At 68.6% G+C, this 26,480-nt stretch carries 20 protein-coding genes; 9 read left to right on the top strand and 11 right to left on the bottom strand.

What is annotated here, in order from left to right; all coding sequences use genetic code 11:
• Positions 1-3: 3 nt before the first annotated feature.
• The 3 genes from FZ983_RS19640 to FZ983_RS19630 all read right to left on the bottom strand — a co-directional run bounded on the left by FZ983_RS19640 (position 4) and on the right by FZ983_RS19630 (position 5,816).
• Positions 4-3,396, bottom strand: coding sequence for a glycosyltransferase (locus FZ983_RS19640; protein ID WP_247883849.1), 3,393 nt, complete (start codon positions 3,394-3,396; stop codon positions 4-6).
• A 214-nt stretch (positions 3,397-3,610) separates the two neighbouring features.
• The gene (locus tag FZ983_RS19635) at positions 3,611-5,008 is read right to left on the bottom strand and encodes an ABC transporter ATP-binding protein (protein ID WP_149225210.1); all 1,398 of its coding nucleotides are present in this window, start codon (positions 5,006-5,008) and stop codon (positions 3,611-3,613) included.
• Positions 4,998-5,816 (bottom strand): ABC transporter permease, encoded by an 819-nt coding sequence (locus tag FZ983_RS19630; protein ID WP_149225209.1) that lies wholly within the window; start codon positions 5,814-5,816, stop codon positions 4,998-5,000. The genes FZ983_RS19635 and FZ983_RS19630 overlap by 11 nt, the downstream gene beginning before the upstream one ends.
• A gap of 812 nt (positions 5,817-6,628) precedes the next feature.
• On the opposite strand from FZ983_RS19630, the gene FZ983_RS19625 reads away from it, so the two are divergent.
• The 4 genes from FZ983_RS19625 to FZ983_RS19610 all read left to right on the top strand — a co-directional run bounded on the left by FZ983_RS19625 (position 6,629) and on the right by FZ983_RS19610 (position 12,422).
• Positions 6,629-7,507 (top strand): sulfotransferase, encoded by an 879-nt coding sequence (locus FZ983_RS19625; RefSeq protein ID WP_149225208.1) that lies wholly within the window; start codon positions 6,629-6,631, stop codon positions 7,505-7,507.
• The gene (cysD, locus tag FZ983_RS19620; RefSeq protein WP_282187010.1) at positions 7,497-8,504 is read left to right on the top strand and encodes a sulfate adenylyltransferase subunit CysD; all 1,008 of its coding nucleotides are present in this window, start codon (positions 7,497-7,499) and stop codon (positions 8,502-8,504) included. The genes FZ983_RS19625 and cysD overlap by 11 nt, the downstream gene beginning before the upstream one ends.
• Positions 8,504-10,450 (top strand): sulfate adenylyltransferase subunit CysN, encoded by a 1,947-nt coding sequence (gene cysN, locus FZ983_RS19615; protein ID WP_282187009.1) that lies wholly within the window; start codon positions 8,504-8,506, stop codon positions 10,448-10,450. Before cysD ends, cysN begins: the two co-directional genes overlap by 1 nt.
• A 307-nt stretch (positions 10,451-10,757) precedes the next feature.
• The gene (locus FZ983_RS19610; RefSeq protein WP_149225207.1) at positions 10,758-12,422 is read left to right on the top strand and encodes a methyl-accepting chemotaxis protein; all 1,665 of its coding nucleotides are present in this window, start codon (positions 10,758-10,760) and stop codon (positions 12,420-12,422) included.
• Between the two features lie 57 nt (positions 12,423-12,479).
• Here FZ983_RS19610 and FZ983_RS19605 read toward each other — a convergent pair whose 3' ends face one another.
• The 5 genes from FZ983_RS19605 to FZ983_RS19585 form a co-directional block, all read right to left on the bottom strand.
• Positions 12,480-12,731 carry a type II toxin-antitoxin system RelE/ParE family toxin gene (locus FZ983_RS19605; RefSeq protein ID WP_247883848.1) on the bottom strand — a complete coding sequence of 84 codons (252 nt, stop codon included), beginning with the start codon at positions 12,729-12,731 and terminating at the stop codon, positions 12,480-12,482.
• 41 nt (positions 12,732-12,772) lie between these two features.
• Entirely contained in the window at positions 12,773-13,057 is a 285-nt protein-coding gene (locus tag FZ983_RS19600) for a ribbon-helix-helix protein, CopG family (RefSeq protein WP_149225205.1), read from the bottom strand.
• A gap of 52 nt (positions 13,058-13,109) precedes the next feature.
• The gene (locus tag FZ983_RS19595) at positions 13,110-14,558 is read right to left on the bottom strand and encodes a UdgX family uracil-DNA binding protein (protein WP_149225204.1); all 1,449 of its coding nucleotides are present in this window, start codon (positions 14,556-14,558) and stop codon (positions 13,110-13,112) included.
• A gap of 11 nt (positions 14,559-14,569) precedes the next feature.
• Positions 14,570-15,781: a putative DNA modification/repair radical SAM protein gene (locus FZ983_RS19590; RefSeq protein WP_149225203.1), complete on the bottom strand. Its 1,212-nt coding sequence runs from the start codon at positions 15,779-15,781 to the stop codon at positions 14,570-14,572.
• Positions 15,782-15,884: 103 nt separating this feature from the next.
• Positions 15,885-17,924 (bottom strand): tetratricopeptide repeat protein, encoded by a 2,040-nt coding sequence (locus FZ983_RS19585; RefSeq protein WP_247883847.1) that lies wholly within the window; start codon positions 17,922-17,924, stop codon positions 15,885-15,887.
• A gap of 402 nt (positions 17,925-18,326) precedes the next feature.
• Here FZ983_RS19585 and FZ983_RS19580 point away from each other — a divergent pair, with 402 nt between their 5' ends.
• Positions 18,327-19,004, top strand: coding sequence for a DUF2076 domain-containing protein (locus tag FZ983_RS19580; RefSeq protein ID WP_149225372.1), 678 nt, complete (start codon positions 18,327-18,329; stop codon positions 19,002-19,004).
• A 54-nt stretch (positions 19,005-19,058) separates the two neighbouring features.
• Here FZ983_RS19580 and FZ983_RS19575 read toward each other — a convergent pair whose 3' ends face one another.
• The gene (locus FZ983_RS19575) at positions 19,059-20,447 is read right to left on the bottom strand and encodes a nucleotide sugar dehydrogenase (protein WP_149225202.1); all 1,389 of its coding nucleotides are present in this window, start codon (positions 20,445-20,447) and stop codon (positions 19,059-19,061) included.
• 185 nt (positions 20,448-20,632) lie between these two features.
• Here FZ983_RS19575 and FZ983_RS19570 point away from each other — a divergent pair, with 185 nt between their 5' ends.
• A complete protein-coding gene (locus FZ983_RS19570; protein ID WP_149225201.1) occupies positions 20,633-21,499 on the top strand; it encodes a hypothetical protein in 867 nt (288 codons plus the stop codon).
• On the opposite strand, the gene FZ983_RS19565 is transcribed toward FZ983_RS19570, so the two are convergent.
• Both FZ983_RS19565 and FZ983_RS19560 read right to left on the bottom strand, forming a co-directional pair.
• The gene (locus tag FZ983_RS19565; RefSeq protein WP_149225200.1) at positions 21,496-21,813 is read right to left on the bottom strand and encodes a HigA family addiction module antitoxin; all 318 of its coding nucleotides are present in this window, start codon (positions 21,811-21,813) and stop codon (positions 21,496-21,498) included. The genes FZ983_RS19570 and FZ983_RS19565 overlap by 4 nt on opposite strands.
• A gap of 257 nt (positions 21,814-22,070) precedes the next feature.
• Positions 22,071-22,970 carry a neutral zinc metallopeptidase gene (locus tag FZ983_RS19560; RefSeq protein ID WP_149225199.1) on the bottom strand — a complete coding sequence of 300 codons (900 nt, stop codon included), beginning with the start codon at positions 22,968-22,970 and terminating at the stop codon, positions 22,071-22,073.
• A gap of 384 nt (positions 22,971-23,354) precedes the next feature.
• On the opposite strand from FZ983_RS19560, the gene FZ983_RS19555 reads away from it, so the two are divergent.
• From FZ983_RS19555 to FZ983_RS19545, 3 genes are all read left to right on the top strand, one after another.
• Positions 23,355-23,579: a hypothetical protein gene (locus tag FZ983_RS19555; RefSeq protein WP_149225198.1), complete on the top strand. Its 225-nt coding sequence runs from the start codon at positions 23,355-23,357 to the stop codon at positions 23,577-23,579.
• 55 nt (positions 23,580-23,634) lie between these two features.
• Positions 23,635-24,168: a translation initiation factor IF-3 gene (gene infC, locus FZ983_RS19550; protein ID WP_081506050.1), complete on the top strand. Its 534-nt coding sequence runs from the start codon at positions 23,635-23,637 to the stop codon at positions 24,166-24,168.
• A gap of 298 nt (positions 24,169-24,466) precedes the next feature.
• Positions 24,467-26,476: a PAS domain-containing sensor histidine kinase gene (locus tag FZ983_RS19545; RefSeq protein ID WP_149225197.1), complete on the top strand. Its 2,010-nt coding sequence runs from the start codon at positions 24,467-24,469 to the stop codon at positions 26,474-26,476.
• Positions 26,477-26,480 lie beyond the last annotated feature (4 nt).

The following is a 26,480-nucleotide window of genomic DNA, read 5'->3' as shown; positions in this document are numbered from 1 at the left end:
GGCTCAGATGCTTTCCTTCAGGCGCTCTTTGCGCAGCTCGGGGCAGGCCTTGCGCAGCCACGGCTTGACCGTGCGCGGCGGGAAGGCCAGCCCGAAATTCTCGGCGTCCAGCGTCAGGTTCGGGTTGTAGTAGGGGTCGACCAGCAGGCTGTCGCCCCAGCGCTCCTGCATGTAGGCCACCTCGCCCATGAAGCGCTTGACCTTGTCGGGGGCGGTGTCCGGCCCGCGCGAAGCCGATTCCAGATGGTACAGCTCGGCGAACGGCGTCCAGACGACCAGATAGCCCTTCTCGCGGATGCGCAGGCAGAAATCGACGTCGTTGAAGGCGACGGCCAGATGCTCGGAATTCAGCCCGCCGACCTCGTCGAAGATCTCCTTGCGCAGGATCAGGCAGGCGGCGGTGACGCAGGACAGGTCCTGGGTCAGCTGGGCACGGCTGAAATAGCCGTAGGCGTCGCGGGTCAGCCCCTTGTGGACATGGCCGGCCACGCCGCAGATGCCGGTGACGACGCCGGCATGCTGGATGGTGCCGTCGGCGTAATAGAGCTTGGCGCCGACCGCGCCGACCTCCGGCCGCAGGGCATGGGAGACCATCTCGGCCAGCCAGCCCGGCTCCATCACCTCGATGTCGTTATTGATCAGGCCCAGCACCTCGCCGGTCGCCTCGGCGGCGGCGAAGTTGTTGATCGAGGAATAGTTGAAGGGGGCCTTGTAGGTCAGCACCCGCACCCGCGGCTCGTCCTTCAGCGTGTCGAAATAGGCGAAGGTCGCCGCTTCCTCGCTGTTGTTGTCGACGATCAGGATTTCCAGATCCGGATAGTCGGTGCGGTGCAGAAGCCCGTCGATGCAGCCCTTCAGCAGCTCCACCTTGTCGCGCGTCGGCACGATCAGCGACACCCGCGGCAGCTTGGCCGGCAGGGCGTAGCGGATGCGGGTGAAGCGGTTGGTCGCCGGCGAGGTCTCCACCGTGGCCTCCACGCCGCGGCGCTGGAAATGCTCGGTCAGCGCCTTGTGGGCGGCGGCGGTGGCGCGCGGCAGCTCGACCGTGGAGAAGGCCGAGGATTCGGGGAAGACGCGCCAGTGGTAGAGGATCGCCGGAATGTGACGGATGCGATCGGGCACCGTCTGTTCGACCGCGCGCAGGGTCAGGTCGTAATCCTGGCTGCCCTCGAAGCCCAGGCGGAAGCCGCCCGCCTGCTCGATCAGCGAGCGGCGGAAGACGCCCAGGTGGTTGACCATGTTCTGGCCGTGCAGCAGGTCCAGGTTGAAGCCGGACTTGAAATGCGGGTCGTAGCGCTCGCCGTCGGCATCGATCTTGTCCTCGTCGGAATAGAGGATGTCGGTGTCGGGATGCTGCGCCAGCTCGGCCGCGACCATGTAGAGGGCGTGCGGCGGCAGCCGGTCGTCATGGTCCATCAGCGCCACGAAATCGCCGGTCGCCAGTTCCAGCGCGCTGTTGCTGGCGGCGGAGATGTGGCCGTTGGTCTCGCGCCGGATCACCTTGATGCGGTTGTCGCGCGCCTTGTACTCGGCCAGCACCTTCGTCACGTGCGGCGCGGTGGAGGCGTCGTCGGCGATGCACAGCTCCCAGTCCGGGTAGAACTGGGCCAGCACGGAGTCCAGCGCCTCGCGCAGGTGGGCCTCCTGCGTGTTGTAGACCGGCATGACCACCGAGAAGCGCGGGCGCGCCGGCAGCCGGGCGATGTCGGCCTTGATCGCCGCCCCGTCCTCCGGCGTCAGGGTGTCGTACATCCGTACCCACGACTTGTAGTCGGCCGACCAGCGGTTCGGCTGCAGCTCCTGCAGGACGCGCTGCTTGGTCGCCTGCCAGCCGTGGCGGCGCAGATAGTCCAGCACGCGCGCCGGCTGGTTCTGCCGGACATAGTCGAGCAGGATGTTGGTCTTGCCGATCTCGCGGATGGTGAAGTCGGCGATCTCGAAGGACACCGGGCGGGTGGCCGGGTCGAAGCGCAGCGCCTTGACCGTCGGCGGCAGCAGGGCCAGCTGGCGGAACTCGCCCACCGTGTCGACCGGCAGACGGATCATCGTCCGCTCGTCGAAGCCGTTGCCGGCATCGACATAGATCACCGGCACCAGCGGGGCCGACGCGCGCACCACCCGGTAGGAGATCACGCACCAGTGGCCGGGCAGCCGGCCGCGGTCGGAGCGCAGCAGGAAGGCGGGGTCGCTGCCGGTCGCCTCGTAGCCGCCCTGCGGGCTGGGCTTCACGTCGTGCAGCGGCTCCAGCGTGATGCTGTGCAGGCGGCGGCGGTAGAAGCGGCCGGCCTTCTGGGTCAGGCGGCCCAGCTTGCGCACCGGCGCCGACAGCTTCCAGGAGGTGGAGTTGACCAGGCTGTGGATGTGCTGGTCGCGGCTGGCCACCACCCCGTGCAGCTCGGCGATCGCCTGCTCGCGCGCGGCCAGTTCGCGGGCATGGGCGGCGAGGTTGCGCTCGCGGTCGTCCAGCTCCTCGCCCTGGCGGCGGATCTCGGCCTGATGGTCGGCGAGCCAGCCCTGGATCAGGGCGATGTCGCGGTCGCGCGTCGCGATCATCCCCTTGAGATCTTCGCTGTGGGCGATCTGGTCGTCCAGCACCTTGCGGACCATCGCCACCTCGGTGCGCAGGTGCTTCTCCTGCTCTTCCAGGCGCTGGATGGCCTCGGCCTCGATGGCGGCGTCGCCCAGCCGGTCGAACCAGCTGCGGACGGCCTGCAACCCCTCGCCGCCGGCGGCTTGCACGGCGAACAGCTCGCGCACCGCGTCGGGCAGATCCTCGCCGACGCCCAGCACGCCCAGGCCGTTGGAATGCAGGAAGGTGAAGGAGGGATAATCGCGGGTGATCTCGTCCCACAGGCGCCAGACGCCGAAATCGCCCTTGCGCACGTTGATGTCGTGGAACAGCACCACGCCGCGGCGGCTCATCTTCGGCAGCCACGTCTCGAAATCGTGGCGCACCGCCTCGTAGGTGTGCAGCCCGTCGATGTGCAGCAGATCGACGCTGCCGTCGGCGAAATGGACCAGCGCGTCGTCGAAGGTCATCCGCAGCAGGCGCGAGAAGCCGGCATAGCGCGGGTCATGGTAGGCGGCGAGCTTGTTGTAGATGTCGTCGCCGTAGAAGCCCGCCTGCGGGTCGCCGGCCCAGGTGTCGACGGCGTAGCAGGAGGTCGGCAGCCCGACATGGCGGACCGCCTGGCAGAAGGCGGCGTAGGAGTTGCCGGTGTGCGTTCCCAGCTCGACAAGGCTGTCCGGCCGCAGTGCGTCGACGATCCAGAAGGCGAAGGGCACATGGCCGAGCCAGGAGGCCGGCGCCGTGACGAGATCCGGGGTCAGGAGCGTGATCGGCCGGCAGATACGACGGAGAGTGTCCGATCCCTGGTCCTTCAAAAACGAATCCACCTGCGCCTCTTCTTCTGCCTGGCTCCGCGGCGGGGTGCGGCCCATCGGGCACCATTTTCCAGGCCCGTCGGACGGCCCCGTCACAGCCGCCGACACACATACGCTGACACCCCGCCGGAATGCAAGCCGCTGACCGGAACCCGCTTTGCGGTGCCCAACAATGCCCTGAACTGCGGTTTTCCTGCCTCACTCCGGGCTGATCTGCCGCCTGTCGCTATTTTGTCGCGGGGGCAGGCTGGGGTGCCGCCCGAGGCGCCGACGCCCCCTCCGCCTCCAGCGTGATCGCCAGCATCGGCATGCCGACCAGCCCGCGCACGACGTGGCTGGCGTGGACCTTGAAGAACAGCGCGTCCTCGACCCAATGGTGCTGGACGTGGTCCTCCTGCGTGCCCTCGGCGAGCGCCACGGTGATGGAGAAGTCGCCGCTGGGCAGATAGGGCATCTGGAAGCGGAAGCGGGCGGCGAAGTCCTGCCCGGCCGGAATCGTCACGGGATCCAGCTGGTAGCTCAGGAAGGTGTTGTCGCCGAACAGGTTCTGGCCCAGCTTGTCCTTCACGTAGAAGCCGACGATGGGGCGGTACACCTGCTGTTCGGCCCGGCAATCCACCTTCAGCACGATGACCTCGCCGCCCTCCAGCACGCTCAGCGGCTGCTCCTCGGCATCCAGGATCGAGACGTTGGTGATGGTGGCGCCGCGGTTGCCGAACCAGGGGCCGCTGTCGTTGAAGTCGAACAGCTCGATGGCGTTGCGGTGCTGCGAGGCCTTCAGCAGCTCGGCGCGGGCGTCCTCCACCGGCTCCTCGCGCTTGGCCTGGGGCAGCGCCTGCCGCGCCCCGCCGATGCGGAAGCCGCGCGAGGTGTCCTGGTCGCTGTAGAGCGCCGCCAGATAGTCGTGGCAGACTTCCCGTGCCGGACCGATCGCCCGCACCGACCCGTTGTCCAGCCACACCACCCGGTCGCACAGGTTCACCACCTGTCCGGTGTCGTGCGACACGAAGAACAGGGTGCCGCGCTCCTTGAAGCGGTGGATGAAGCGCATGCATTTCTGGGTGAAGGAGGCGTCGCCGACCGCCAGGATCTCGTCGACGATCATGATGTCGGCATCGACATGCGCCGCCACCGCGAAGGCGAGGCGGGCGTACATGCCGCTGGAATAGAGCTTCACCGGCTGTTCGATGAAATCGCCGATGCCCGCGAACTCGGCGATGGACTGGTAGCGCTCGGCGATCTGCGCGTTCGACAGGCCCAGAACCGAGGCGGCGAGATAGACGTTCTCGCGCCCGGTGAATTCCGGGTTGAAGCCGGCGCCCAACTCCAGCAGCGCCGCGATGCGGCCATCCACCGCGATGCGGCCGGAGGTCGGCGTCAATGTGCCGCAGAGCAGCTGCAGGAAGGTCGACTTGCCCGAGCCGTTGCGGCCGATCAGCCCGACCGTCTCGCCGCGGCGGACCTCCAGGTCGACGCCGCGCAGAGCCCAATACTCGTCGTAATATTTGCGCCGGCCGCGCACCAGCATCTGCTTCAGCCGGTCCTGCGGGCGCTTGAAGATGGCGTAGGCCTTGCCCAGCCCTTCGGCGCGGATCACGACAGGGGTATCGGTCTCAGACGACATCGGCGAACCCCCGGCGGGTCTTCATGAACCAGAGATAGCCGAGCCACGCCACCACCCAGGCGCCCAGCGTCGCCAGACCCCAGTCCACCGGCGACGGGATGCGGCCCCAGAACAGCAGGTCCTTCGACTGCTCCAGGATCGCGGTCATCGGGTTGAGGTGCAGGATGGCGCGGAAGCGCTCGGGGATCGCGGTCATCGGATAGAAGATCGGGCTGAGGAACATCAGCACGGTGACGCCCACCCCCACCACCTGCCGGATGTCGCGCAGGAACACGCCGGCCGCGGCGAAGAACCAGCTCAGCCCCAGCGTGGTCAGGCACAAGGGCACCAGCACCAGCGGCATCAGCAGCGCCGTCAAGGGCGGCAGCCCGGCGACTGCCAGATGGAAGACGACCAGGATGACGAAGCCGATGCCGGCGTTGAACAATGCTACCGCCAGCGACACCAGCGGCAGGATCTCCAGCGGGAAGACCACCTTCTTGATGTAGCTGACATTCTCCAGCAGCAGGCCGGGCGCCCGGTTCAGGCATTCGCCCAGCACGTTGAACAGGATCAGGCCGGAGAACAGCAGCAGGGCGAATTCGGTGTTGCTCTCGCCTGTCGTCCCCCAGCGCGCCTGGAACACCACCGAGAAGACGAAGGTGTAGACCGCCAGCATCAGGATCGGGTTCAGCACCGCCCAGACGATGCCCAGCATCGACCCGCGGTAGCGGGCGTCGATCTCGCGCCGGGCCAGCCGCAGGATCAGCGACCTGTGGTGCCAGGCGGTCTGGAAAAGGGCAAAGGGACCGGCGCCGAAACCCGCCACCTTGGGGTTTCCCGACTGAGAGTTAAACAATTTAGAGTATTCCCCGTCTGCGGCGGGCCGACCATAACCCCCGCTCCGGCAGCGTTCAAGCGAAAGCATCCCGGTGAAGCGGCAGGGTACCCGTCCTGCCATCCTCCCGGAAAAAAGAACGGGCGGTGGCACAAACCTTCGGTCCCACCCGTTTACCCGAAAGATCGGAGTGCCGGCGATTCCACTCAGGAGGGTCTGTTATCCAGAGGGGAAACATTAAAATAAATAAGTTAGGAATTTTGAACTCCATGGGCTAATTCCACAGAATACGCAGGGAGCTCATCCCGCATACGTATCAATAAAAACCAAGTGACGATCAAACGCGTCTTCTCTACTTGCAAGATAGAGACATCGAATTCAATGGCGAGTCTGTGTCATGCGCCTCCCACCATTGGAGATCGCACCCGCATACTTGTAAGACCATGGGGTTAGATCCGGATTAGAACTAAAAAAGCCAAACCGATAGGACCATAACAAGCTGTGGGAGACGGCGATTGCCGAATTTGCAGAAGAGACGCATCGACCGTCAAAAAACAGGAAAATTCGAGATGCCCAGCGCAGAGGTGACGCAAAAGGAGGCCGTTGTGTTTCGGAATGCGAAGACCCTGACAGCCGATCATTATGCCGCGTCTTTTCGAAATCATTTCGGAGATGGAGCGGTTCATCGACTTCAAAAGGAGATCGGCTTTGTCGGAAAACGGCTTCTTCGACTCCCCAGCACGGAACGGTCGAGTTTCTTCGATCCCTGGTTCGGGGAAGAGAATGCCCGTCATCTGAGGGCGGTGGCGCAGTCGGTCCGCGGGCTCCCGCAGGACGCCGCCACGGCCACTGCCGGCGACGTCACCGGCAGCGCCGGCCCGCGCCGCGCGCCGCGGATCGTCTTCCTGCAGGGGGTGATGCCGCGCAGCGGCACCAACTATCTCCAGAGCCTGCTGGAGTTGCACCCCGACGTGGTGGTCAACCCCTTCGGCATCCGGGAACTGCCCTTCCTGAACACGGTGGAGGACGCGCGCGCCTATGAGGGGCGCTTCCTGCGTCTCTACCAGCGCAACCGGGAATCGTTCCGCGACCTGGAGACTTTCTGCTATATGGTGAGCGGCTTCCTGCGCCGCATCGAAGCCGAGTTTCCAGCCGACAAGACGGTGGTGATCAAGTCGCCCCACACCCGGATGATGCGGTATTTCCCCTACCTGTTCCCGGCGGAGCGCTGCCTGATCGTGCTGCGCGACGGCAAGCGCGCCGTGCAGTCCACCATCGACACCTGGCCGCTGCGCTTCCTGGGCCGGACCTTTGCCGACGTCTGCCGCGAATGGAGCTTCGGCACCGAGGCGGCGCTGGAGGCGCAGAGCCGCATGAGCGCCGATGCCTGCCGGCTGGTCCGCTTCGAGGATGCGGTTGCCGCCCCCGACGGCACGGTCCGCGACCTTATGCGCTTCTTGGAATTGGAGGAGGGGCGCTATCCGTTCGAGCGGATCGGCGACCTGCCCATCCTGGGGTCGTCCCGCGCCTCGCGCAGCAATGGCGAGGTCAGCTGGACGCCCGTTGAGAAACCCAAGGGCTTCGATCCGTCGAAGCGCCCGATCGAGTGGTCACGCAAGCGTCGGACGGTGTTCGATGCCGTGGCCGGAGACATGCAGAAGAAGGCCGGCTATGCTTCTTGATCCGCTGCTCGACACCCGCCCCGCGGCGAGGGAGCTTCCCGAGCCCGGTCCCGCCACCGATCCCGGAAATGGCTTGCCCGAGATCCTGACCACGCCCGCACGCCTCACCCACCTGCAAAGGCTGGAGGCGGAGAGCATCCACATCATGCGCGAGGTGGCGGCCCAGTTCCACAAGCCGGTCATGCTCTATTCGGTGGGCAAGGACAGCTCGGTGCTGCTGCATCTGGCGATGAAGGCCTTTTATCCGTCGAAGCCGCCCTTCCCGCTCCTGCATGTCGACACGACCTGGAAGTTCCGGGAGATGATCGAATTCCGCGACCGCACGGCGCGGGAATTGGGCATCGACCTGATGGTCCACATCAACCGGGACGGCGTGCGCCAGGGCATCGGCCCCTTCACCCACGGCTCGGCCGTCCACACCGACGTGATGAAGACGCAAGGGCTGAAACAGGCGCTCGACGCCCACGGCTTCGACGCCGCCTTCGGCGGGGCGCGCCGCGACGAGGAGAAGAGCCGCGCCAAGGAGCGCATCTTCTCCTTCCGCACCGCCTCCCACCGCTGGGAGCCGAAGAACCAGCGGCCTGAGCTGTGGAGCCTCTACAACGGGCGCATCCACAAGGGCGAGAGCATCCGCGTCTTCCCGCTGTCGAACTGGACCGAACTGGACATCTGGCAATACATCCACCAGGAGGCCATCCCGGTGGTGCCGCTCTATTTCGCCAAGCCCCGCCCGGTGGTGGAGCGCGACGGCACGCTGATCATGGTCGATGACGACCGCATGCCGCTGAGGCCCGGCGAGGTGCCGGAGATGGCCTGGGTGCGCTTCCGCACGCTCGGCTGCTATCCGCTGACCGGGGCCGTGCGCAGCACCGCCGCCACCCTGCCCGAGATCATCCGCGAGATGCTGCTGTCCACCAGTTCGGAACGGCAGGGCCGCGTGATCGACCAGGACGCCGCCGCCTCCATGGAGGCGAAGAAGCAGGAAGGCTACTTCTGATGCTGAAGGACCTCGATCCCGCCACCGCTCCCGCCGGCACCGCTCCCATGGATGCCGCCCCCCTGGATGCAGCCAACGAGGTGCAGGAGTATCTGGCCCGCCAGAACGGCAAGGACCTGCTGCGCTTCATCACCTGCGGGTCGGTGGACGACGGCAAGTCGACGCTGATCGGCCGGCTGCTCTACGACTGCAAATGCCTCTTCGAGGACCAGCTGGCCAGCCTGGAGGCGGATTCGGGCCGCTTCGGCACCACCGGCGCCGGCCAGCTCGACCTCGCGCTGCTGGTCGACGGGCTGGCGGCGGAGCGCGAGCAGGGCATCACCATCGACGTCGCCTACCGCTTCTTCACCACCGACCGCCGCAAGTTCATTGTCGCCGACACGCCGGGCCACGAGCAGTACACCCGCAACATGGTCACCGGCGCCTCCACCGCCGACGCCGCGGTCCTGCTGGTCGACGCGCGCAAGGGCGTGCTGACCCAGACCCGGCGCCACAGCACCATCGTCTCGCTGCTGGGCGTGCGCCATGTCGTGCTGGCGGTCAACAAGATGGACGCCGTCGGCTGGGACCGCGAGACCTTCGAGCGGATCGCCGCCGACTACCGCGTCTTCGCCCAGCGCATCGGCATCACCGACGTCACCTGCATCCCGGTCTCCGCACTGACCGGCGACAACGTCACCAGGCCGTCGGACGCCATGGGCTGGTACGGCGGCCCCACCCTGCTCGGCCATCTGGAGAGCGTGGACGCCGCGGCGGAGGAGAAGCTGGGATCCTTCCGCATGGCGGTGCAGTGGGTGAACCGGCCGAACCAGGACTTCCGCGGCTTCAGCGGCACGGTGGTCGGCGGCGCGGTGCGCGTCGGCGACGACGTCGCCATCCTGCCCGGCGGGCGAACCAGCCGGGTGGCGCGCCTTGTCACCATGGACGGCGATCTGGAGACGGCGCTGCCCGGACAGGCGGTCACCCTGGTGCTGGCCGACGAGGTCGACGCCAGCCGCGGCGACATGATCGTCGCCGCCGCCGGCCGGCCGGAGGTGGCCGACCAGTTCGCCGCCCATGTGGTGTGGATGGACGAGCAGCCGCTGCTGCCCGGCCGCTCCTATCTGCTGCGGGCCGGCACGGCGACGGTCGGCGCCCAGGTGACGGAGCTGAAGCACACCATCAACGTCAACACCCAGGAGCATGCCGCCGCCAAGCATCTGGACCTGAACGACGTCGGATTCTGCAATCTGGCGCTCGACCGGCCGATTCCGTTCGACGCCTATGCCGACAGCCGCGAGACCGGCAGCTTCATCCTGATCGACCGGCTGACCAACGCCACCGCCGGCTGCGGCATGATCCGCTTCCCCCTGCGCCGGGCCTCCAACATCCACCGCCACGCCTCGAAGGTGGACAAGGCGGCGCGGGCCGGCGGCCTGCAGAAGCCCTGCGTGCTGTGGTTCACCGGCCTGTCCGGCTCCGGCAAGTCCAGCGTCGCCGACCGGCTGGAGCAGGAGCTGCACCGTCTCGGCCGCCGCACCATGATCCTGGACGGCGACAATGTCCGCCACGGCCTGAACAAGGATCTGGGCTTCACCGACGAGGACCGGGTGGAGAACATCCGCCGCGTCGCCGAGGTGTCGAAGCTGATGGTGGAGGCCGGGCTGATCGTGCTGGTCAGCTTCATCTCCCCCTTCCGCGAGGAGCGCCGCATGGCGCGCTCCCTGGTGGAGGACGGCGAGTTCCTGGAGATCTTCATGGACACGCCGCTGGAGGTCTGTGAGGCCCGCGACCCCAAGGGGCTGTACAGGAAGGCACGATCCGGCCAGCTCCCCCACTTCACCGGCATCGACAGTGCCTACGAGCCGCCGGAAGCCCCGGAGATCACCCTGAAGGGCGCGGAACACAGCGCCGACGAGATGGTCGCCCAGGTGATCGGGGAGCTGCGGGGGCGCGGGGTGATCTGATCCTTTTTTCTTTCTTTTCCTGCATGGCGATCGCCAAGGGCGGCTTCAGGCCGCCCTTTTTCTTTTCCAGGCCCCGGCACTTCGCCGAGCCGCACAGGATCAGGATCGGAGGAAATCCGGGAAGCGAACGGCAGGGAGGAAAATTTCAATTACCAGTCGAGGATTGTGATTTGTCGGACAATCAGTGATTTCCCCTATATATTGCATATCCCCGTATTACATTTTGTTAACGTGACCGTGGCAATTCATTCCTTTTGTGCCGGCGGAGTGACCTTCCGGCCGCTCGTTCCGCCCCCACGAGAGTGCGATGAAACTTTCCAGCAAGATCCTGCTGCCGGTCCTGGTCCTGTCCACCGTCTCCGCGGCCATCGGCGGCACATCCGTGTGGGGGCTGAACCGCATCGCCTCCGCCAATCAGGCCCTGATCCAGATGGACCGGATGGTTCTGACCGCGTCGGAGTTGCGGTCGATCAGCCGCGCCCTGCAGCGCGACGCCCTGAACCTCATTTCCGAGGACGCTGCGGCGCAGGCGGCCACCGGCGAGCGGTTCGGCGCGCGTATCGCCGAAATGGCGGAAAAGAACCGCCGCCTCGAGCAGCTTCTCGCCGCGTCGGGCAATCCGGCCGCCGGCCGGGTCGGGCCGCTGCAGGTCAAGGTCATGGATGCGCTGACAAAGACGCGCGACCTCACCTTGGCGGGGCAGGACGATGCCGCCGCCGCCCTGTTCCGCAGCGAGGTGCGCAGCAGCGAGCGTGCGGCCTCCGCCCTGACCGACCCCATCATCGAAACGGGAACGGAGCGGATCGCCCAACTCACCGACGAGGTGGAGGCAACCGAGAGCTTCGTGAAGACCGCCGTCGCGGCGGTCGGGCTGATCGGCATTCTCGCCGGCGCTTTGCTGTCCCTGGTGATCGCCCGCCGCAGCGTCGTGGAGCCGCTTGCCCGCCTGACGGTGAGCATGGGACGTCTTGCCCGCAAGGACTATGGTGTCGACCTGTCCGACGCGGCGCGCAGCGACGAGGTCGGCGCCATGGCCACCGCGGTCGTCACCTTCCGCGACGCGCTGCACACCGCCGACCGGCTGGAGGCGGAGCAGGCGGCCGACCGCGCCGCCAAGGAGCGCCGCACCGCGGAGGTCGAGCGGCTGGTCCGCCATTTCGAAGCGACGGTGGGTGGCATCCTGCGCACCCTGTCCTCCGCCGCCACCGAACTGAGCCAGACGGCGCACAGCATGTCGGGCATCGCCGAACAGACCAATGCCCGCGCGTCGGCCGCGGCCGGAACGGCGGTCGAGGCCTCGTCCAACGTCCAGGCCGTCGCCGTTGCGACGGAGGAGCTGACCGCCTCCATCACCGAGATCAGCGGACAGGTGTCGCGCTCCACCGCCATCGCCGACCAGGCGGTGGGCGAGGCGCAGCAGACCAACGCCCAGGTCCAGGGGCTGGTCGAGCAGGCGCAGCGCATCGGCGAGATCGTGCAGATGATCAACAACATCGCCACCCAGACCAACCTGCTGGCGCTGAACGCCACCATCGAGGCGGCGCGTGCCGGGGAGGCCGGCAAGGGCTTCGCCGTCGTGGCGTCGGAGGTGAAGAGCCTCGCCAACCAGACGGCCAAGGCGACGGAGGACATCGGCACACAGATCGCCTCGATGCAGGGCGCCACCAACGGCGCGGCCCAGGCGATCGGCGGCATCAGCCGGACCATCGCGACGATCAGCGAGGTCGCCACCTCCATCGCCTCCGCCATCGAGGAGCAGGGGGCGGCGACGGCCGAGATCGCCCGCAACGTTCAGGAGGCTTCCAGCGGGACCGCGTCGGTCAGCGCCAACATTGGCGGCGTCAGCGAGGCGGCGGCCCAGACCGGCGCCGCCGCCAGCCAGGTGCTGGGCGCCTCGGGCGAACTGGCGCGCCAGTCGGAACTGCTGCGGCAGGAGGTGGAAACCTTCCTGAGCGGCATCCGCGCCGCCTGACCTGCGGCGATACCGGGGCGGGAACATTCCCCCGTCCCCTCCACCATCTCCCGCGCCCTATTCCTCGAACTTGCCACGGGTGGCGAGTGCTGTGGCGTCCCGCGCGCCGTGAAGGACGCGGACGATCGCCACCGCATCCGGCAGCGGCCGATAGTAGATCGCGTAGGCACGGTGGAAGGCCACCCGCAGGCCTGCAGCCAGCTCGTCGCGGGCGGCCCCCGATAAAGGGAAGCGGCGCAAGGGCTGAAGCGTGGCTTCGATGGCCCGGATGAAGCCGGTCGCCACCGTTTCGGAGGACTCCGCCGCCACATGGGTCCAGAGTTCCGCAAGGTCGGCTTCCGCCGCCTCGGTCAGACGGAGCGGGAGCGGGTGGATAATGCTTTCCCCCGTTCGGCGATCCTGTCGGCATCGAAGTCGGTGAGGCGTCCTTCGGCCAGATCGGCCATGCCCCGGTCGATGTCCACCTTCAGCGACGCGAACTCCTGGCGCTGCAGGGCACGCTTCACGGCCCAGTCGCGCAGAGCCTCGCGGATGACCTCACTGCTCGACGCATAATCGCCGCCGGCGACGGCGCCTTTCACGGCAGCGGCCATGGCGGCCGGCAAGGTGATGGTCAGACGCTCGATCTCTGCCACGACGAGTCTCCATGGAGTATTTGATCATACTTGATCATACCCATGACAGCCGTCAACCCGCCCCCTCCACCATCTCCCGCGCCCGCCGCAGGTCGGCGACGAAGTCGCGATAGGCCTGCTCCGCCGCTTCCCCGGCCGGCAGGCGCAGCAGGTAGGACGGGTGGACGGTGACGAAGCCGTCCCAATCCCCCAATCCCGTTTGGCCGAACCCCATCGGCCCGCGCTCCCGCAGGACCGAGACGCTGCGCCCGGTCAGCGCGAGGGCCGCGGTGGCACCCAGCGTCACCACCAGCCGCGGGCGGACGAAGGACAGCTCCTTCATCAGCCACCAGCGGTAATGCTTCACCTCGCCGGCGGTGGGCGACTGGTGCAGGCGGCGCTTGCCGCGGGCGACGAACTTGAAATGCTTCACCGCGTTGGTCAGGTAGGCGGCGCTCCGCTCGATCCCGGCCTCCTCCAGCGCGCGGCTCAGCAGTTGCCCGGCGGGACCGACGAAGGGGCGTCCCTCCACATCCTCCTGGTCGCCGGGCTGCTCGCCGACGATGGCGATGGCGGCCCCCTCCGGCCCCTCGCCCAACACCGCCTGCGTCGCCCCCGGCACCAATGGGTCCGCGCCCCGGATGATGCGGTTCAGTTCGGCCAGCGTCGCCGGTTCCTGCCGGGCCATGGCGGCGACGGCCTTGTCGGGGTTGCGGCGGCGGGGGGCCGCGGCCTCCGCCTCGATCATCGCCTGCACGCGGGCGGGGGCGGAGCGGATCATCGCCGGGATGGCGGCGGCTTCCGGCAGGTTGGCCCAGTATTTCCGCGGCATCTCCGCCCGCATCGCGGTGGGGTTGACCCGCGCCGGGTTGAAGGTGCTCTCGTAATAGCGCTGCCAGCCTTCGGCGAAGCGGTCGTCGCGGTCGAGCCCCTCCGGCCTCAAAGCCGCCGGCCCGACGGTCAGCGACCGCCGGTCCCAGTGGAGCGATCCCACCGGCGTCAGGATCGACCAGACCAGACTTTCGAACCGCTCGACGAAGAAGGGGGCGGTGGCCTCGACGATGAAATGGTCGGGCTCGAACCACGCGACGTAACGCTCGGCTCCCGGACCTTCGGAACTGGCCGGATCGCGCACCTCATGGAAGCGCAGGAAGGCGTGCATCTTGTGCAGGTCGCGCCGCACCGCCTTGTCCAGCAGCGCCAGCCGGTGGACCAGAGGGTCGGCATGGTGGTCGAGGATGCCGCGTTCCCCCCGCACCACCCGCCGGACCAGCCGGTGCAGCAGGGCGTAGCGCTCCGGATCGCGATGGCAGACGACGCTTTCGATCAGCGCCCCCACCGGCCGGGGCAGCGGAACCGGCGGCGCATCCACCGGCAAGAGGGCAGCATCCCCGAACAGCGACGGCGCGTTCCCGCCGCTCCAATTCACCTCGTCCGGTTCGACGTCGAGCGCGACCAGCCCGCGCAGCGCGCGGCGGAAGCCGGCCAGATCGGCGCCATCCTTCAGGTCCACGCGATACATGGCTCAGAACCTCAGAACAGGCTGAGCTGCTTGGGCGGCGCCACCAGACGCTGCCGCAGGTCGGCGCGGTCGGTCAGCCCGCCCGGATGGTGGTCGGCGGCGATCAGGAAGGCGCGCGCCCGCTTCAGCCCCGACGACAGCCGCGCCACATCCTCCAGCCGCAAGGTGGTGTGGCGCCGCGCCTCGACGATCTTGTCGACCGCCCGCGCCCCCAGCCCCGGCACGCGCAGCAGCATCTCGCGGTCGGCGCTGTTGACGTCGACGGGGAAGCGCTCGCGGTTCTTCAGGGCCCAGGCCAGCTTGGGGTCGATGCCCAGATCCAGCATCCCGCCCTCGCCCCCGGCGGCGATCTCCTCCACCGTGAAGCCGTAATAGCGCAGCAGCCAGTCGGCCTGGTACAGCCGGTTCTCGCGCTGCAGCGGCGGCGGCTTGGCCGGCAGGGCGGAACTCGCCTCCGGGATCGGGCTGAAGGCCGAATAATAGACCCGGCGCAGCCCATAGCGGCGATAGAGCGTGTCGCTGGTCTCCAGCACCGACAGGTCGGTGGAGGCGTCGGCGCCGACGATCATCTGGGTGCTCTGCCCGGCGGGGGAAAAGCGGCGCTTCTCCTCCTTGGCCTCCAGGATGCGCTCGCCGACCTGCCCCATCACCGCCTTGATCGCGCCGCCGTCCTTCTCCGGCGCGAACTCCTTCAGGCTGCGGTCGGAGGCCAGTTCCAGGTTGATCGACAGCCGGTCGGCCCATAGCCCGGCCTGCTCGATCAGCCAGGGGCTGGCCTCCGGGATCGTCTTCAGGTGGATGTAGCCGGCGAAGCCATGGTCGCGCCGCAGCGTGCGCGCCACCAGCATCAGCTGCTCCATGGTGTAGTCGGGCGAGCGGATGATGCCGGAGGACAGAAACAGCCCCTCGATGCAGTTGCGCTTGTAGAAGCCCAGCGTCAGCTGGACCACCTCATCGACGCTGAACCGCGCCCGCCGCACGTTGGAGGAGCGGCGGTTGATGCAGTAGGCGCAGTCGAACAGGCAGTAGTTGGTCAGCAGGATCTTGAGCAGCGAGACGCAGCGCCCGTCCGGCGTATAGGCGTGGCAGATGCCGGCCCCGGTGGTCGAGCCGATGCCGTCCGGCCCGCCCGTCCGCCGCTTGGCGCCCGAGGACGCGCAGGAGGCGTCGTATTTCGCCGCGTCGGCCAGAATCCCGAGCTTGTCGAGCAGCGCGTCGTCCACCGTGGAGGCTTCCCTCTCCCTTGAAGATGTTCGCAATATGTTCTTTTGAAAGCAAAAGGCAAGCCGAATGGCGGGGGCAAAATCGCGCCTCCGGCCCGTCCCTTCAGCCCTGCCGCATCGCCTCGCCCAGTTCCCGCAGCACCCCGTCCCAGTCGCCCGGCGCCGTCTGCCGGAACAGCCGGACCGACGGATACCAGACCGTATCGTGGCGCCCCTGCATCCAGCGCCAGTCGGCGGCATGGGGAAGCAGCGCCCAGGTCGGGTGCCCCAACCCGCCGGCGAGATGGACGGTCGAGTTGTCCACCGATACCACCAGATCCATGGCGGCGATCAGCGCCGCCAGCCCGTCGATGTCGGCCCAGGCATCCAGCCCCGGATCGGCGATGCCGGCGGCGGCAACCTCCGCGGCGACGTCGCCATATTGCAGGCTGACCAGCTTGACATCCGTCCCGTCCAGTGCCCCAACCAGCCGGTCGAGCGGGATAGAGCGCAGATGCCCGACCGAGGCGTTCTTGCTGCTCCAGGAAACCCCGACCAGCCGATATCCATGTCCATGGCCGTCCCCGATCCGCTGCCGCAGCTCCGCCACCCGCTCGGGATCGGCCTTCAGGAAGGGAGGCTGGCGGCCGGCGAAATCCTCCATCCGCCGGCGCATCAGGCGCGGCAGGCTGCCGGCCGGGATTTGTGCGGCCACGTCCGGCGCGGTCAGCCGTCGGCTCAACGGTTCGCTGCGCGCAACCACGGTGACACCCGGCTGGGTGTTGGGCAGGCCGCGGGCGAACAGCGGGGCCAGCCGCGCGTCGCAGTCCAGCACCACCCGCACGCCTTCCCCGGCCAGCTGTGGGATCAGGCTGGCGAACATCACCTCGTCGCCCAGCCCCTGTTCGCCCCACACCAGCAGGCTGCCGTCGCCCCGCCCGCCGCCGCCTCGCCCGCCGTCGGCCAGGGGCTGCCCGTCCCAAAGCGGCTGGGGAAATCCGACCCGCGGGAAGCGGCCGGAGGCCACGGCCCAACCCTGTTCATACTCGTCCCACCCCTCTGCCAGCCGGCCGAGCGTCAGCAGGGCGATGGAGCGGTTGAAGCGGGCCTGAGCGTGGTTGGCCGGGTCGGCCTGCATCGCCCGGTCATAGGCGTCCAGCGCGTTCCCGGCATCTCCCCGCGCCATCAAGGCGGAGCCCAGCGTGTTCCAGCCCATGGCGAATCCGGCGTCCGCCGCGACCGCGGCCCGCGCGTCCCGCTCCGCCCGCTCCAGCCTTCCCAGCTTCAGCCAGCCGTCGGCGCGGTTGTTCAGCAGCACGGGATTCCCCGGCAGCAGGACCAGCCCACGGCCATAGCCGGCCACCGACTCCGCAAGGGAGTCCCCCTGCCGCCCCAGGCCCTTCAGTCGGTTGGCAAGCTCGTTCCACAGGACGGGGTCGTCGGGCGCGAGCGTCACGGCGATGCGTGCGGCCTCCGCCGCCCGCTCCGGCAGCCCCTCCCCCGCCAGCAGCGTGGCCAGGGTGGTGAACGGCCAGGCATCCGACAGGTTTCCCAGGGCGATCATGCCGCGACGGTGGATGGCCAGGGCGGCACCATTCCGCCCCGCCCCCTGCTCCATGGCGGCAAGCCGCAGCAGCGCCTTGGGGGACGCCGGCTCCAGCATCAGCACCGTGCGGAAGCCGTCCCGCGCCCTCGAAGCCTGCCCCTGCGCCTCGCACAGCAGCGCACGGTTCAGGTGGAGGTCGGCATGGAGCGGCGCCGCCGTCAGCAGTACCCCATACTGCTCCTCGGCCTCGGCCAGCCGTCCCAGATCCTGGAGCAACCCCGCCAGTTGGAAGCGTGTCCCCGCCTCGTCCGGCCGCAGGGTGACGGCATGGGCGTAATGCCGGGCGGCCCGGTCGGGCCGGTTCAGCGCGGCCTGGACCCGCGCCAAGTTGACATGGAAATCGGCGACGTCGGGAGTGACGGCGATGGCCTGCGCGATCCGGCCTGCGGCTTCCTCCGGCCGGCCGGTCAGCGCTGCCAGGATGCCCCACAGGTGAAGCGCATGGGGATGGCCGGGGGCGGCATCGAGGATGCGGCGATACAGGATGTCGGCTTCGCCGAAGCGCCCGGCCTCCTGATGATCCAGCGCTGCGATCAGCGCTTCCTGCAATGTTGCCATGGCCTCTTATAGGATGGGGAAAATCGCCGGTCCAGGCCCCGTCCAGGCCCGGCCCCCTTGGGGCGCAAATTGTGCGGGTGCCGTCTTGACAGGAAAGCGGGACGGGGCCACGTGCTCAACACCTGGATCCGGGCCCCTCTGGCGACTTAGACGTGGTCGCGATGTCGGATCTCTTCACCTGCTTTTGCGCCGACGGGCGTGACCGCACTTGGAGGGACTGATGTCCTCACCCCTTGGACCATCCCTGAGATGCCGCCCCCGGCTTCCGCCCCTTCCCGCCCCCGCCGCTTCCCCGACGCGCGCCGCCCCTTCGGCGCGCCGCCCACGCCTGGCGTTGCTTCGGGCAGTCGGCGCCGGTCGCGGAACCTTTCTTTCAACCTCTTCATGAAGACGAGCATCGCCATGGACCAGACCGAACGCCAGATCATCGACGACTTGTTCGCCAAGCTGCATCAGGCCGAGGCGCAATCCGGCCCGCGCGATCCCGAGGCCGAGGTGCTGATCCGCGAACGGATCGCCCGCCAGCCGGCCGCCCCCTACCTGATGGCGCAGGCCATCGTGATGATGGAACAGGCGCTCGCCGCCTCCCAGGGCCGCAACGAGGAGCTGGAGCGCCAGCTGCGCGAGCGTCCCGCCCCTGCAGCCGCCCCGGCCCAGTCCGGCGGTGGCGGTCTGTTCGGCAGCCTGTTCGGCGGTACCAGCCGCCCTGCTCCGCAGCCGTCATATCCGGCGGCCCCGGCCGCTGCCGCCACGCCGGCCGGTTCGCCGGCCGGTTCGCCATGGGGCCGTCCGCCTGCTGCTCCCGGCACTCCCGCCTACGGCGACCCGCGCGTCGCCGGCTATGCCCAGCAGCCGCGCGCCGGCGGCGGTTTCATGGCCGGCGCCATGCAGACGGCGGCCGGCGTCGCCGGCGGCATGCTGATCGGCAGCGCGCTGTCCAGCATGTTCTCGGGCGGCGAGGCGGTGGCGGCTGAGGCCGCGACCGCCGCCACCGACGCGGCCACCGCCGCCACCGACCATGTCGAACAGACGGTCGAGGACAGCGGCTGGGGCGATTTCGGCGGCGAAGAGGAACTCTGAGCCCCGCACCGGTCCGCGGGAGGGGGCGTCCCTCCTCCCGCGAACCGGGTATCTTCAGGCCTTCACGATGCGGTCGGCGAAGCCCTCGATGCCCTCCACGGTGCGCATGGCGTTGCGGGTATCGACCACCAGCGGGCAATGGGCGGCCAAACTCCGATAGTCGATGCCGTCATGGTCGGTGACGATCACCGCCGCGTCGAACCCCGCCAGCGTCTCCGCCGTCCAGTCGACCGAGCGGCGGCCTGCAAGCGCCGCATGCTCGCGGGTAACCGGCAGCACGGGGATGAAGGGGTCGTGGTAGTCGACCGCCGCCCCGCGCTCCAGCAGCATTTCCATCAGCCGCAGGCCGGGCGACTCACGGCTGTCGTCGACGTTCTTCTTGTAGGCCATGCCGACCAGCAGGATGCGCGACCGGCTGAGCCCGATGCCGGCGCGGCGGTCGAGCGCCACGGCCAAGCGGTCCACCACATGGCGCGGCATCATCGTGTTGACCTCGCCCGCCAGTTCGATGAAGCGGGTGGAGATCTGGTACTCGCGCGCCTTCCAGGTCAGGTAGAAGGGGTCGATCGGGATGCAGTGGCCGCCCAGCCCGGGGCCGGGATAGAAGGGCATGAAGCCGAAGGGCTTGGTCTTGGCCGCCTCGATCACCTCCCAGATGTCGATGCCCATCGGCTCGAAGACGATCTTCAGCTCGTTCACCAGGGCGATGTTGACGGAGCGGAAGATGTTCTCGGTCAGCTTGGTCGCCTCCGCCGCCCGCGTGCCGGACACCGGCACCACCTGCGGCACCACCTGCTCGTAGAGCGCCACCGCCAGCCGGCGCGCGCCCTCGTCGTCGCCGCCGACCACCTTGGGGATGGTGCTGGTGGTGAAGGTGATGTTGCCGGGGTCCTCGCGTTCGGGCGAATAGGCCAGGAAGAAGTTCCGCCCGCTGACCAGCCCGGTCTCCTCCAGGATCGGCCGCATCACCTCGTCGGTGGTGCCGGGCCAGGTTGTCGATTCCAGCACCACCAGTTGGCCCGGCCGCAGCCGGTCGCGGATCAGGCGGGTGGAGGCCTCGACGAAGCTCAGATCGGGTTCGCGCTGCGGCGACAGCGGGGTGGGGACGCAGACGATCACGGCGTCGCAGGCGGCGAACTCATCCGCGTCGGTCGTCGCCCGGAACCGCCCGGTCGCCACCGCTTCCGCGACGCGCGCGTCGGCGATCTGCCGGATGTAGGAGCGCCCGCCGTTCAGCGCCGCCGCCTTGGCCGGGTCGATGTCGAAGCCGGTGACCGCGAAGCCGGCCCCGGTCAGCGCCAGGGCCAGCGGCAGCCCGACATAGCCGAGCCCGATAACCGCCACCCGCGCGCTGCGGCCGCGATAGGCGCTTTCCAGAGACTGGATGTCGGGTGCCTGGAGATCGGGCGCCTGGAGATCGGGCTGCGGGGCCGCTGTGCTCATCATGCCGTTCCGTTCGAAAGGACTGGGCCGCCCGGACGGGCATCCCGCCTGCGGCAGTCGAATGTGTGACGGCCGGCACGGCTTTGCGCAACCCTCCGTTCCGTATGGGGTGCGGGGATCGGAAACTCTGGCACCGGGAGGGCGAAGGGTGCCAATTTGCCGGGAAACGACGGATCCCGCCCGCCATGATGCAGCACTCCCTGCCCCTCCTGCCCCAGCAGATCGCCCCGGTGGACGAGCGCCAGTCGGCGCTGACCGCCCGCCACCTGGGCGGTGATCCGGCAGTGCTCTACGGCTACTTCATGGCGCTCCGCGAGGAGAGCGACCGGGCGCTCGCCGGTCTGCCGCCGGCCGGCGGCAAGCCCTATCCCTATGGCCGCTGCGAGGAGATCACCCGCGACCTCTTCACCCGCCTCTTCCAGCGTCTGGCCCAGCCGGCCGGCCCGGTGGAGCGCGCGCTACGCACCTTCGTCGAGGAGGGCGGCGTGCTGCAGAGCGTCTGGGGGGTCCTGCGCGAGCAGTATTTCCAGAACGCGCTGCAGATCGGCGCGCTCTATGTCGACGTGTCGAACGACACGGTGGTGGTGACCAAGCCGAAGGTGGAGATCCTGCCCATCGAGTCCTCCGGCCTGGTGCCGGTGCGCGACCTCGACCATTTCCGGCAGACGGCGGAGCGCTATTGGGGGGCGGCGCTCTACGCCAACCATCTGGCGCCGACCCTGGCTCCCCTGCTGCCCATGCTGTCGGTCAGCCCCGGCCGGCTGGCTCCCGGCCTGCAATCGGCCTGCGACTACATGATCGCCCTGATGTGCCGCGACCGCTTCCGGGATGCCGAACGCTGGCTGGAGACCGCCCCCGCCCCGCCCGCGGAACTCGCCGCCGCCTGTCTCGCCGCCATCCCCGCCGACCTGCGCCCGCTGACCGGCCAACCCCGGCTGGAAGCGGTGGCGGCCTGCCGCCGCGCGCGCGAAGCCGCCTGCTGGGCCGACCCCGACTGGCGCACCGCCCGCGTGCTCGACTATCTGCGGCTCATGCGCGGGGCGGGGGGTTAAGCCGCCTTGCCCAGATGCGGCAGCGGCTTGATGGCGTCCAGCGCGTCGCCGATTTCCGCCCGCGCGACCTTGGTTTCGAAGATGCTCTGCAGGTTGGTCCAATAGCGGGCGTCGGTTCCGAAGGCCTTGCCCAGTCTCAGCGCCATCGGGGCGGTGATCCGGCGCTCGCCGTTCATGATCTCGGTCACCGCGTTGGGCGGCACGCCGATATGCTCGGCAAAGCGCCGGGCGCTGAGGCCCAGCGCCTCCAGCTCGTCGCGCAGGAACTCGCCGGGATGGATGGGTGGCAGATTGTCGGTGGCGGGATGGCTCATGACTCACATCTCGGTGGCTGCGATAGAACACCGGGGTGCGTCGATCATAGCCCCAATCAGTTGCGCATCGGAAAACAAGATCGACACGGATGTCACGGATTTAGCCACGGATTTCACGAATGTTTCTCCGCTTCGCTGTTGTTCCCGGACAGCCGGCGCGGTGCCGGTTCGGATATCCGTGAAATCCGTGCTCAAATCCGTGACATCCGTGTGGATCTTGCCCGCCGTATCAGTTCCCTGTCGGCGTGCAGCCCCCCTCACAGCCGGTCCGTGCCGAAGGTGTCGCAGGCCTCGATCCGGCCGCTTTCCAGGCCGGTGCGGAACCAGCGGACGCGCTGGGCGGAGCTGCCATGGGTGAAGCTGTCGGGGCTGACGGTGCCGCTCGCCTGACGCTGCAGGCGGTCGTCGCCGATGGCACTGGCGGCGGTCAGCGCCTCCTCGACGTCGCCGGGTTCCAGCATCTTACGGTCGCGGTTGGCGTGGTTGCCCCAGAGTCCGGCGAAGCAGTCGGCCTGCAGCTCCAGCCGCACCGACAGGGCGTTGGCGTCGGCCGGGTTGCGCGCCCGCTGCTGGGCCGCCTGCACCTGATCGGAGATGCCCAGCAGATTTTGCACATGGTGGCCGACCTCATGGGCGATGACATAGGCCTGGGCGAAGTCGCCCGGCGCCTGGAAGCGGTCGCGCAGCTCGCGGTAGAAGCCGAGGTCGATGTAGAGCTTCTGGTCCATCGGGCAGTAGAACGGCCCCATCGCCGCCTGGGCCCGGCCGCAGCCCGACGACACCGTGCCGGTGAACAGCACCAGCGTCGGGTCCCGGTACTGGCGCCCCATCTGCTGGAACAGGCCCCGCCAGGTGTCCTCGGTGTCGGCCAGCACGACGGAGACGAAGCGCTTCAGCTCGTCGTCGGCCTGGCTGCGCGGGGCGGCCTCGCCGATCTGCGTCCGCCCGGCCGTGCTCTGATCCGCCGGGTCGCCGCCGTTCAGCAGGACCATCGGGTCGACGCCCAGCACCACCGACACCAGCAGCAGCACGACGACCCCGCCGATGCCCAGCCCGCCCTTGCCGATGCGGATGCCGCCCCGGCCTCCGCCTCCGAAGCCTCCCTGGCCGCGCCGGTCCTCGACATTCTCGCTTTCCCGTCCGCCCTGCCACCGCATCGCCGCCCTCCTTCCGGCCATCCTTCGTGGTGGACCGGTGGAGACGAAACCATGGGGCCGCTCGCGCGTTCCCTGGAGACCCCTTAGCCAGAAGGAGGAGATGAGCGGAGCAACTTGAAAAAACCTCTCCCCACCCCCATCTCGGAACATGGCCGACACCGCATTCGCGGTGCGCTTCCCTGCCCCCTCCGGTTCATCGAGGGGGAGCTTTCCTGGGGAACGCCGGCCTTTTGGGGGCATGCCCGTTCCGGGGCCGGCCCCGCTTATCGGAGCCTTGCCGGGCGGTGTCCGCCGCAACGGCTCCCGTTTCAAGACGCCACACTCACGAAAGAGCCGGCCGGCCCCCGAGTCCATCGGTCCGCCCATCCGGCCTGGAGGATTTTCATGACGACCCCGATCCTGTCGACCGCTTCTCATTCCACCGGTCATTTCGCCGCCCAGTCCGCGCTTGCGCCGGCCCATCTGGCCGCCACCCGCCGTTCCTCCCACGCTGCTGCCGGCCAATTCGCCGCAGCTGACGGCAAAAAGTCGGATTTTCGCTCCAATCCGGAGCCGTCCGGCTTGACCCGGGGCGAACTGCGGCAGATTGTGCTCGACATCCTGGGCTGAGACTCTCGGCCCGGGCTCGTCCTTTTCTACCCCTCCACAGCCATAGGAGATCACCATAGCCAAGCTCTACGACGCGGACCCCGTCCGCGAAGGCCCGCGCCTCAACCGTGAAATCACCGCCCGGATGGTCCGACTCGTCGGCGCCGACGGCGAGATGGTCGGCGTGGTGCCGCTCCGCCAAGCGCTGGAAGCCGCCGCAGATGCCGACCTCGACCTCGTCGAAGTGGCGCCCCAGGCGGATCCGCCTGTCTGCAAGATCCTCGATTACGGCAAGTTCCGCTTCGAGGAGCAGAAGAAGGCCAACGAGGCGCGGAAGAAGCAGAAGATCATCGAGCTGAAGGAAATCAAACTTCGGCCGAACATCGACGATCACGACTACGACGTGAAGATGCGCTCCGCCATCCGCTTCATCGAGGAAGGCGACAAGGTCAAGATGACCATGCGCTTCCGCGGTCGCGAGATGGCGCACCAGGATCTCGGTCTGAACGTGCTCGTCCGCGTGCGCGACCAGCTCCAGGACATCGCCAAGGTCGAGCAGATGCCCCGGGTCGAAGGCCGCATGATGGTCATGGTGCTGGCCCCGCGCTGAGCGCGGGACCGGTCCTTGCCAAGGGGACCATGCGGGGCGGTCCGCCGCCCCGCCCCTTTTTATCCCGCCTCTTTTCCCTCGCTCCTTTTCCCGTCGCCGGACCCTTTTTCGACCGGTCCCGGTCCCGACGATTGAAGATCCCCTCTCAGAGTTCCCGAGGGCTCTTTTAGGAATATTTCGCGTGATGCGGCGGAATAATACCTGACTATTCGCATTGGGTTATTGACCCTGTCGGCATCGACCGCGGATCATCGGTGGCCTTGTTTCCTCTCCACCCGTGTTCCGGAAAGTCGTTGTTATGAAGGTTGAACACGCCACGTCCGCCTGGGAGCCCATCTCCGGTGAGCGGCGGTTCCAGCTGCTGGTCGAGAGCGTCGGCGATTACGCGATCTATCTGCTCGATCCGAACGGGATCGTCAGCAGCTGGAATTCCGGGGCCGCGCGCTTCAAGGGCTACACCGCCGACGAGATCATCGGCCGGCATTTCTCCAGCTTCTACACGGATGAGGACCGCGCCGCCGGAATGCCGCAGCGGGCGCTCGCCACCGCCTCGGCCGAGGGCCGCTTCGAGGCGGAAGGCTGGCGCGTGCGCAAGGACGGCACCCGCTTCTGGGCCAGCGTTGTGATCCGCGCCATCCGCGACGAGACCGGGACGCTGCTGGGCTTCGCCAAGGTCACCCGCGACATCACCGAACGCAGGATCGCCGAGGAGGCCCTGCGGCGCAGCGAGGAACAGTTCCGCCTGCTGGTTCAGGGCGTGGTCGACTACGCGATCTTCATGCTCGACACCACCGGCCGCATCAGCAGCTGGAATGCGGGCGCGGCGCGGATGAAGGGCTACGGCGCCGACGAGATCATCGGCCGGCATTTCTCCAGCTTCTACACGGACGAGGACCGCGCCGCCGGAATGCCGCAGCGGGCGCTCGCCACCGCCTTGAACGAGGGCCGCTTCGAGGCGGAGGGCTGGCGCGTGCGCAAGGACGGCACGCGCTTCTGGGCCAGCGTCGTCATCGACGCCATCCGCGACGAGGCCGGGGTTTTGCGCGGCTTCGCCAAGATCACCCGCGACATCACCGAACGCCGCAAGGCCCAGGAGGCGCTGGACGAGGCGCGCGAGGCCCTGGCCCAGGCGCAGAAGATGGAGGCGGTCGGCCAGCTGACCGGCGGCGTCGCCCACGACTTCAACAACCTGCTGCAGGCGATCAGCAGCAGCCTGGAACTGATCGAACAGCGGCTGGAGGCCGGCCGCACCGATATCGCGCCCTTCGCCGCCACCGCGCGCGCCGCGGTGGACCGCGCCTCCACCCTGACCCGGCGCCTGCTGGCCTTCGCCCGGCGCCAGCCGCTGAAGCCGGAGCGCGCCGACCTGAACACGCTGGTGGTGGGGCTGTGGGACCTGCTGCGTCGGTCGGTCGGCGAGACGATCCGGCTGGAACGCCGGCTGGAGGAGCCGCTGTGGCCGGTCCGTGCCGACGTGAACCAGATCGAAAGCGCCCTGCTGAACCTGGTCATCAACGCGCGCGACGCCATGCCCGGCGGCGGAACCGTGACGGTGGAGACCACCAACGCCAGCTTCACCGCGGCCGACCTCGTCAACGATCCCGGGGTGGCGCCCGGCGATTATGTGGCGATGACCGTGCGCGACAGCGGGACCGGCATGCCGCCGGACGTGCTGGCCCGCGTCTTCGAGCCCTTCTTCACCACCAAGCCGATCGGCCAGGGCACCGGCCTGGGGCTGAGCCAGCTCTACGGCTTCGCCCGCCAGTCCGACGGCTTCGTCCGCATCGACAGCGCGGTCGGCCGGGGCACGGCGGTGCATCTGTGCCTGCCGCGCGATCATGCCGCTGCCGCTGCCGCTGCCACCCCCGACGACGGAACCGGACCGGCCGAACTCCCCGCCCCGCCGCCGGAGCGGGCCGGGGCCGGCCGGGGCACCGTGCTGGTGGTGGAGGACGAGGAACTGGTCCGCATGCTGCTGGTGGAGGTGCTGGAGGGCGACGGCTACACCACGCTGGAGGCCGCCGACGGCACCGAGGCGCTCGCCCGGCTGAGCGAAGCCGAAGCGGTCGACCTTCTGGTGACCGATGTCGGGCTGCCCGGCCTGAACGGCCGCCAGCTGGCGGAGATGGCGCAGGCGCGCGATCCCGGCCTGAGGGTGCTGTTCCTGACCGGCTATGCCTTCCAGGCATTGGACGACCGGCCCGGCGACGGCGCCGACGGGCTGGGCCGCAACACGCGGGTGCTGGTCAAGCCGGTGGCGGTCGACGCCTTCCGTGCCATGGTCGGCTCCATGCTGTCCGGCCGGTGACGCC

It is taken from the genome of Azospirillum sp. B21, from assembly GCF_008364825.1.
Classification (GTDB): Bacteria; Pseudomonadota; Alphaproteobacteria; order Azospirillales; family Azospirillaceae; genus Azospirillum.
Note: the sequence above shows the minus strand (reverse complement) of the source record. Positions and strands in the feature narration are given on the sequence as shown.

Excerpts from the sequence above, each read along its gene's own strand:
- FZ983_RS19575 (WP_149225202.1), bottom strand. The coding sequence starts at position 20,447 with ATGAGCACAGCGGCCCCGCAGCCCGATCTCCAGGCGCCCGATCTCCAG.
- cysD (WP_282187010.1), top strand. The coding sequence starts at position 7,497 with ATGCTTCTTGATCCGCTGCTCGACACCCGCCCCGCGGCGAGGGAGCTT.
- FZ983_RS19555 (WP_149225198.1), top strand. The coding sequence starts at position 23,355 with ATGACGACCCCGATCCTGTCGACCGCTTCTCATTCCACCGGTCATTTC.
- FZ983_RS19560 (WP_149225199.1), bottom strand. The coding sequence starts at position 22,970 with ATGCGGTGGCAGGGCGGACGGGAAAGCGAGAATGTCGAGGACCGGCGC.
- cysN (WP_282187009.1), top strand. The coding sequence starts at position 8,504 with ATGCTGAAGGACCTCGATCCCGCCACCGCTCCCGCCGGCACCGCTCCC.
- FZ983_RS19585 (WP_247883847.1), bottom strand. The coding sequence starts at position 17,924 with ATGGCAACATTGCAGGAAGCGCTGATCGCAGCGCTGGATCATCAGGAG.
- FZ983_RS19610 (WP_149225207.1), top strand. The coding sequence starts at position 10,758 with ATGAAACTTTCCAGCAAGATCCTGCTGCCGGTCCTGGTCCTGTCCACC.
- FZ983_RS19570 (WP_149225201.1), top strand. The coding sequence starts at position 20,633 with ATGATGCAGCACTCCCTGCCCCTCCTGCCCCAGCAGATCGCCCCGGTG.
- FZ983_RS19635 (WP_149225210.1), bottom strand. The coding sequence starts at position 5,008 with ATGTCGTCTGAGACCGATACCCCTGTCGTGATCCGCGCCGAAGGGCTG.
- FZ983_RS19580 (WP_149225372.1), top strand. The coding sequence starts at position 18,327 with ATGGACCAGACCGAACGCCAGATCATCGACGACTTGTTCGCCAAGCTG.
- FZ983_RS19545 (WP_149225197.1), top strand. The coding sequence starts at position 24,467 with ATGAAGGTTGAACACGCCACGTCCGCCTGGGAGCCCATCTCCGGTGAG.
- FZ983_RS19565 (WP_149225200.1), bottom strand. The coding sequence starts at position 21,813 with ATGAGCCATCCCGCCACCGACAATCTGCCACCCATCCATCCCGGCGAG.
- FZ983_RS19595 (WP_149225204.1), bottom strand. The coding sequence starts at position 14,558 with ATGTATCGCGTGGACCTGAAGGATGGCGCCGATCTGGCCGGCTTCCGC.